Here is a 7,808-nt window from a genome sequence, read left to right as displayed (position 1 = left end):
CCATGTTTTATGAGATCCCGAAATTAATTCGGAATGACAATAGATTTAAGCTAAAACTGATTCTTCTGATTTTACATCAGATTTTATAATTTTCATTGCAGTCATTGCTGCTCTTAATCGTTTACCAACTGTTTCGATTGGATGATTTCTAATCGCATCGTTTACAGCTATTAACTCCACATTATCTACTCCATTTGTAGTTGCAAATGCTTTACCAATAATATCTGTTTCCACTGTTTTCATGAAATCTGTCAATAATGGCTTGCAAGCATGATCAAATAAATAGCAACCATATTCTGCAGTATCAGAAATTACTCTATTCATTTCAAATAATTTTTTTCTAGCGATGGTGTTTGCTATTAATGGTAATTCGTGAAGTGATTCGTAATATGCTGAATCTTCAATTATTCCTGCACTAACCATAGTTTCGTAAGCTAATTCAACACCAGATTTAACAAATGCTACTAATAACGTTCCATGGTCAAAATATTCTTGTTCAGAAATATGCTCTGTTGTTAACGTTGTTTTTTCAAAAGCCGTTTCACCTGTTTCTGCTCTCCATTTTAAAAGATTCACATCATCATTTGCCCAATCTTCCATCATGGTTTTAGAGAAGTGACCCGAAATAATATCGTCCATATGCTTCTCGAATAAAGGACGCATGATGTCTTTTAATTCTTCAGACAATTGGTATGCTTTTATTTTTGCTGGATTCGATAAACGGTCCATCATGTTTGTAATTCCACCATGTTTTAAAGCTTCAGTAATGGTTTCCCAACCAAACTGAATTAATTTTGCTGCATAACCAGGCTCAATACCTTCGGCTACCATTTTATCGAAAGACAAAATTGCTCCTGTTTGCAACAAGCCACATAAAATGGTTTGCTCACCCATTAAATCACTTTTTACCTCAGCCACAAAAGACGATTCTAAAACACCAGCACGATGACCACCAGTTGCAGCTGCATAAGCTTTAGCCTGAGCCCAACCTTTGTTTTCTGGATCGTTCTCTGGATGTACAGCAATTAATGTTGGTACACCAAAACCACGTTTATATTCTTCTCTAACTTCGGTTCCTGGACATTTTGGAGCAACCATAATTACAGTTATATCTTCTCTTACTTTCGTGCCTTCTTCTACAATATTAAATCCGTGAGAATAACTTAGCGTAGCACCTTTTTTCATTAAAGGCATTACAGCTTTTACAACATTTGTGTGCTGTTTGTCTGGTGTTAAGTTTAATACTAAATCTGCAGTAGGAATTAGCTCCTCATAAGTCCCAACATTAAAATCGTTGTCGGTAGCATTTTTATAAGACGCACGCTTCTCATCAATAGCTTGTTGCCTTAATGCATACGAAATATCTAAACCTGAATCACGCATATTTAATCCTTGGTTTAAACCTTGTGCGCCACAACCAATAATTACAATTTTTTTTCCTTTTAATGCGTTAACACCATCTTCAAACTCTGAAGCATCCATGAATCTACATTTACCTAATTGATCTAATTGGTTTCTTAATGATAATGTGTTGAAATAATTTGACATTGTCTTTTATTTTAATTGTTGGTTATGCTTGAAAAGCTTCTAGCATTGTTGATATTTTCATTTCATCTTTTGTAACAGCAATACGTCCTGAGCGTGTAAATTGCATGATTCCAAAAGCACTTAATTCTCGATATAATAATTCTATTTCTTCTTTACGTCCTGATTTTTCAATAACAAAAAAGTCACGATTTACAGTTACAATTCTAGCGTTGCTTTCTTTAATTATATTCTGAATTTGTCGCTCCTCAAACAATAAATCAGATTTCATTTTAAAAATGCAAGACTCTTGATAGATGGTATCTTCATCTGTATGAAAATAAGCCTTAATAACTTCGACTTGTTTTTCAATTTGACCAATTATTTTTTTCATTTGGTCTTCAGTAATAATAACTACAATGGTAAATTTTGAAACACCTTCAATTTCTGAAACCGAAGAATTTATGCTTTCAATATTTATATGTCTGCGCTGAAATATTGCCGAAATACGATTTAATAATCCTATATTATTTTCGGTGTAAACCGAAACAGTGTATATGTTGTTTTCTGCTTCCATATTATTCTAATCTTACGTCTGAAACTGATGCTCCTGTTGGTATCATTGGAAAAACATTGTCTTCCTTTTCTACACAAACTTCTAAAAAGTATGGTCCATCTGTGTTTATCATTTTAGCGACAGCGTCTTTTAAATCTTCACGCTTTGTTACTTTTTGGGCTTCAATAAAATAGCCTTTAGCAATAGCTACAAAATCTGGATTTATCATTTCTGTAGACGCATAACGTTTATCGAAAAACAACTGTTGCCATTGGCGAACCATACCTAAAAATTCATTATTTAAAACCACAATTTTTACAGGTACTTTTTGCTGAAAAATGGTACCCAATTCTTGAATAGTCATTTGGTAACCACCATCACCAGAAATTGAAATTACTTCACGCTCTGGAGCTGCCATTTTTGCACCAATTGCAGCAGGTAAGCCAAAGCCCATTGTACCTAATCCACCAGAAGTAATATTGCTTCTTGTTTTATTGAAATTGGCATAACGACAGGCTATCATTTGGTGTTGACCAACGTCTGTTACAATTGCTGCATCACCTTTAGTTTGCGAATTAATTTCTTTTAAAACTTCACCCATTGTTAAACCTTCTTTTGTAGGATGGATGTCGTTTTTTATTACTTTTTCATATTCAATAGCATACAAATCTTTAAACTTTTGATGCCATTCTGGATGTGTTTTTTCTTCTAAAAGCGGAAGTAATGCAGCTAAACTTTGTTTTGCATCACCTAAAACTGCCACATCTGTTTTTACATTTTTATCAATTTCGGCTGGATCAATTTCAAAATGAATCACTTTTGCTTGCTTAGCATACGTTGCTAGATTACCAGTAACACGATCGTCGAAACGCATACCAATTGCAATTAAAACATCGCACTCATTAGTTAAAACATTTGGTGCATAATTACCATGCATACCAACCATACCAATATTTAAAGGATGAGAGGTTGGAATTGCTCCTGCACCTAAAATGGTCCAAGCAGCTGGAATTCCAGCTTTTTCAACAACCGCTTTAAATTCGGCTTCAGCCTGACCTAACGCCACACCTTGACCCCAAACAATCATTGGTTTTTTAGCTGAATTAATAAGTTTTGCAGCAGCTTCAACAGAGGTAATATCTAATTTAGGAATTGGATTGTAACTTCTAACGCCTTTACATTTTTCGTATTTAAAATCGAATTCTTCAAACTGAGCATCTTTTGTTATATCAATTAAAACAGGTCCTGGACGACCACTTTTAGCAATATAAAAGGCTTTAGCTATAACTTCAGGAATATCTGAAGCTTTAGTAATTTGGCAATTCCATTTTGTAACTGGAGTAGAAATACCAACAATATCTGTTTCCTGAAACGCATCACTACCTAGTAAATGCGAGGCTACTTGACCAGTAATACAAACCATTGGTGTACTATCTATTTGTGCATCTGCAATACCTGTAATCAAGTTAGTTGCTCCTGGTCCAGAGGTTGCAATTGCAACACCAACTTTACCCGAAATACGTGCATAACCTTGAGCAGAATGTGTTGCGCCTTGCTCATGACGTGTTAACACATGATGAATTTTGTCCTGATACTTATAAAGCTGGTCATAGACAGGCATGATTGCTCCTCCAGGATAACCGTAAAGGATATCAACTCCTTCGGCTAACAAACATCTGATAACTGCTTCGCTACCAGAAATACGCTCTGTGGTTTGCGTTGTGTTTGTTTCTTTTTTTATTGTTTTTGTATCCATATTAATCTGCTTTGGATAATTATTTTTTATTTAAAACTCGTCAGTAACACATCCTTTTGAGGCAGACGATACGGTTTTAGCATATTTGTATAACACACCTCGTTTAAATTTTAAATCTGGTGCTTTCCAGTCCTGTCTTCTTTTTTGCAATTCTTCTTCTGAAACCTCCAAAACAATGGAGTTTGTTTCGGCATCAATGGTAATCATATCGCCATCTTTTACTAAAGCTATGTTACCACCTTCTTGAGCTTCTGGAGTAATGTGCCCAACTACAAAACCATGCGTTCCTCCAGAGAAGCGACCATCTGTAATTAATGCTACATCTTTACCTAAACCTGCTCCCATTATTGCAGCAGTTGGCTTTAGCATTTCTGGCATTCCTGGTCCACCTTTTGGACCTTCATAACGGATTACGACAACATCTCCTTTTTCTACTAATCCATCACGTATGCCATCATTTGCAGCATATTCGCCTTCAAACACTTTTGCTTTACCAATAAACTTTAAACCTTCTTTTCCTGTAATTTTAGCAACACTTCCTTCGGTTGCCAAATTCCCATAAAGCATTCTTAAATGACCTGAAATTTTTATTGGTTCTTCAATTGGCTTTATTACATCTTGACCTTCAGTTAAATCTGCAACATCCAATAAATTCTCTGCAATTGTTTTTCCTGTAACGGTTAAACAATCGCCATGAATTAATCCTTTTTTCAATAGATATTTTAGAACCGCAGGAATTCCGCCAACAGCGTGAACATCTTCCATTAGGTATTTTCCGCTAGGTTTTAAGTCGGCTAAAAATGGTGTATTATCGCTTATATCTTGAAAATCTTTTAAAGTGAAATCGATATCTGCTGCTCTTGCAATTGCTAAAAAGTGAAGTACTGCATTTGTAGAACCACCTAAAATAGTAACCAATCGTACTGCGTTTTCTAGAGATTTACGCGTAATAATATCTGAAGGTTTAATATCCTTTTCTAACAACACACGCATGGCTTCACCAGCTTTAACAGACTCTTCTTTTTTAGCATCACTTAATGCTGGATTAGATGAGTTAAATGGTAAAGTCATCCCTAAAGCTTCAATAGCCGAAGCCATAGTATTTGCTGTGTACATACCACCACAAGCTCCTGCTCCTGGACATGCTTTTTCTACAATGTTTTGATATTCGGTTTCTTCCATAGTTCCAGCAACTTTGCTTCCCCAAGCTTCAAAAGCAGAAACCACATCTAGTTTTTTTCCGTTATGGCAACCAGAATCAATGGTTCCTCCATACACTAAAATACTTGGACGATTTAACCTAATCATTGCCATTAAGGCTCCTGGCATATTTTTGTCGCAACCTACAACTGTAATCAAACCATCATAACTCATGGCTTGCACAACGGTTTCCATAGAATCTGCAATAATATCACGAGATGGCAATGAGTAACGCATTCCTGGAGTACCCATAGAGATTCCGTCGCTAACTCCAATAGTATTAAAAATAAGCCCAACAATAGCTTCGTTTTTAGTACCCTTTTTAGCCAATTTAGCTAAATCATTAAGATGCATGTTACATGGATTACCTTCGTATCCTGTACTTGCAATACCAATAATGGGTTTAAAAAAATCTTCTTTTGTTAAACCAATAGCATGCAACATGGCTTGTGCTGCTGGTTGCGTTGGGTCTTGAGTTACTGTTTTACTGTATTTGTTTAATTCCATTTATGGTCCACTTCTATTTAAATATTAATCTAAAGTAGCAGTTTGACCTTTTACGCCTAGTCTATTTTTAAAATACAGACTAAATTCAGGTTACAAAAAAACAATACAATTAATTGATAATCAGTATTTTAAATATTATTTATTATGACACCCAAGACTCTTAATTTTATTCAAAATATTATAAAAAAGAATTTATAAGTCTTAAAGAAAGTTGTAAAAACAAAAAAACCGATTCAAATTAATGAATCGGTTTTAATGGTGGTCCCACCTGGGCTCGAACCAGGGACTTTCTGATTATGAGTCAGATACTCTAACCAGCTGAGTTATAGGACCCGAAATCGGATTGCAATATTACCACTTATTTTAAAATCCTGCAAACTTTTTTTAATTACTTATCGTCTTGACATAACTCTATTAGTACACCATTTGACGTTTTGGGATGCAAAAAAGCAACTAACTTATTGTCTGCTCCCTTTTTAGGTGTTTCGTTTAATACTACAAACCCTTCGGATTTTAATCTTAAAATTTCTGATTTTATATCCTCAACTGCAAATGCAATGTGATGAATCCCTTCTCCTTTTTTCTCTAAAAACTTAGCAATTGGACTTTCTGGCTTGGTTGCTTCCAATAATTCTATCTTGTTTGGACCTACTTTAAAAAAAGAAGTGTTTACACCTTCACTTTCTACAGCTTCTATTTTGTAATGCGATTTGCCAAAAAGCTTCGCAAAAAGCGCGTTAGATTCTTCTAAATTTTTAACAGCTATACCAATATGTTCTATCTTTTTCATTTTTTATGTATTTTAGGGTATAATATTTGCTTAATTATGGCTTAAAAGTAATATATTCTTGTAATAACAACTATTTTTGCACTATGGAAGAAAGTCAAAGACAAAAAAAAATAGCTTCGGTTTTACAACGTGATTTAGTAGATATCCTTCAAGGAGCTGCTACACAAGGTGGAATGAGAGGTATAATTATATCTGTATCTAAAGTTAGAGTAACTGCCGATTTAACAGATGCTAAAGTATATTTAAGCATATTTCCTAACAATAAAGCTAAAGAGCTTTTAGAAGGAATTAGAGCTAATAAACCAATGATTAGACATGAATTGGCACAACGTACAAAAAACCAACTACGCAGAATGCCTGTATTAGAGTTTTATGTTGATGACAGTTTGGAGCACATTGATAAAATTGAAAAATCACTTAAGGGTGAAGATAATCCAATTCAAAATCCGGATTTATTAGATAAACGCAGTAAAGGTTAATTGAATTTTTCTTTATACATAGCAAAACGCTACATACGCAGTAAAAGCAGTAATAATGCTATTAACTTTATTACAATAATTGGTATTTTAGGTATTGTTTTATGTTCTGCTTCATTGTTTATTGTATTATCAGGTTTTGCTGGTTTAAGGGATTTTACGCTAGAATTTTCAAGTATTATTGATCCTGATCTGAAAGCTGAAACTACTATTGGTAAATCCTTTACTTTAAACGATAGTCAGAATAAACAATTACACGCTATAGATGGTGTTGCCAACTTTTCTAGAATAATAGAAGAACGTATTATTGCTTCGTCAGATGGTAATAACCATCCAGCTTACATCAAAGGTGTAGACAACAATTATAACAAAATAACAGCTATAGACTCTGTTATACCTTATGGTAATTGGCTGTACCAAGACACACCACAAATAGTTGTTGGTTGGGCAATATCTAATAGATTATCTGTATTTGTAAACGATTACAGTAAAACAGTCACCTTATCTGTTCCAAAACCAGGAAAAGGTCAAATCACCTCTCAAAACCAAGCATTAAACCAAGTAAACACCATAAATGTAGGTATTTATGATATTAACGAAGAACTTAACAATAAGTACATTTTTGCATCTATTGATACTGCACGTCAATTATTAAATTACCAACCCAATCAAATTACTAGCTTAGAATTTAAATTAACAGAAGATGCAGATGAGGACGCTGTTAAAGATAAAATTAAAACTATAATCGGTCAAAACGTCATTATCAAAAATAAAGATCAATTAAACGATGCGATATACAAAATGCTAAACACAGAGAATTTAGCAGTCTATCTAATTTTTACATTAGTCCTAATTATTGCATTATTTAACGTCATAGGATCTATAATAATGATGATTTTGGATAAAAAGAAAACCCTAAGCACATTATATAATATAGGAGCAACAGTAAAAGACATAAGAAACATCTTTTTTTATCAAGGCGTTTTAATGACTGTTATT

The 7,808-nt window shown here is 33.9% G+C and carries 7 protein-coding genes and 1 tRNA gene; 2 read left to right on the top strand and 6 right to left on the bottom strand.

The annotated features are described in order from the left end of the window. Positions 1–45 precede the first annotated feature (45 nt). The 6 genes from ilvC to mce form a co-directional block, all read right to left on the bottom strand. Positions 46–1,548, bottom strand: coding sequence for a ketol-acid reductoisomerase (gene ilvC / locus ACN0QX_RS14650; RefSeq protein ID WP_417198021.1), 1,503 nt, complete (start codon positions 1,546–1,548; stop codon positions 46–48). A 22-nt stretch (positions 1,549–1,570) separates the two neighbouring features. Further along, entirely contained in the window at positions 1,571–2,101 is a 531-nt protein-coding gene (gene ilvN / locus ACN0QX_RS14645; RefSeq protein ID WP_028607222.1) for an acetolactate synthase small subunit, read from the bottom strand. A gap of 1 nt (position 2,102) precedes the next feature. Further along, a complete protein-coding gene (ilvB, locus tag ACN0QX_RS14640) occupies positions 2,103–3,836 on the bottom strand; it encodes a biosynthetic-type acetolactate synthase large subunit (RefSeq protein ID WP_417198019.1) in 1,734 nt (577 codons plus the stop codon). A gap of 30 nt (positions 3,837–3,866) precedes the next feature. Then, positions 3,867–5,543 (bottom strand): dihydroxy-acid dehydratase, encoded by a 1,677-nt coding sequence (gene ilvD / locus ACN0QX_RS14635; RefSeq protein WP_417198018.1) that lies wholly within the window; start codon positions 5,541–5,543, stop codon positions 3,867–3,869. 256 nt (positions 5,544–5,799) lie between these two features. Next, positions 5,800–5,876 (bottom strand) — tRNA-Ile (locus tag ACN0QX_RS14630). Between the two features lie 55 nt (positions 5,877–5,931). Next, on the bottom strand, positions 5,932–6,333 hold the full coding sequence (mce, locus tag ACN0QX_RS14625) for a methylmalonyl-CoA epimerase (protein WP_099568342.1): 402 nt from the start codon (positions 6,331–6,333) through the stop codon (positions 5,932–5,934). A gap of 83 nt (positions 6,334–6,416) precedes the next feature. Here mce and rbfA point away from each other — a divergent pair, with 83 nt between their 5' ends. Next, on the top strand, positions 6,417–6,812 hold the full coding sequence (gene rbfA / locus ACN0QX_RS14620) for a 30S ribosome-binding factor RbfA (RefSeq protein WP_028282568.1): 396 nt from the start codon (positions 6,417–6,419) through the stop codon (positions 6,810–6,812). After that, the coding region (locus ACN0QX_RS14615; RefSeq protein ID WP_417198015.1) for an ABC transporter permease at positions 6,813–7,808 on the top strand (996 nt) is incomplete at its 3' end. It abuts the gene before it with no gap.

This window comes from Bizionia sp., from assembly GCF_048259285.1.
Taxonomy (GTDB): domain Bacteria; phylum Bacteroidota; class Bacteroidia; order Flavobacteriales; family Flavobacteriaceae; genus Algorimicrobium; species Algorimicrobium hallyeonense.
This window is presented reverse-complemented; position numbering and strand designations above follow the sequence as displayed.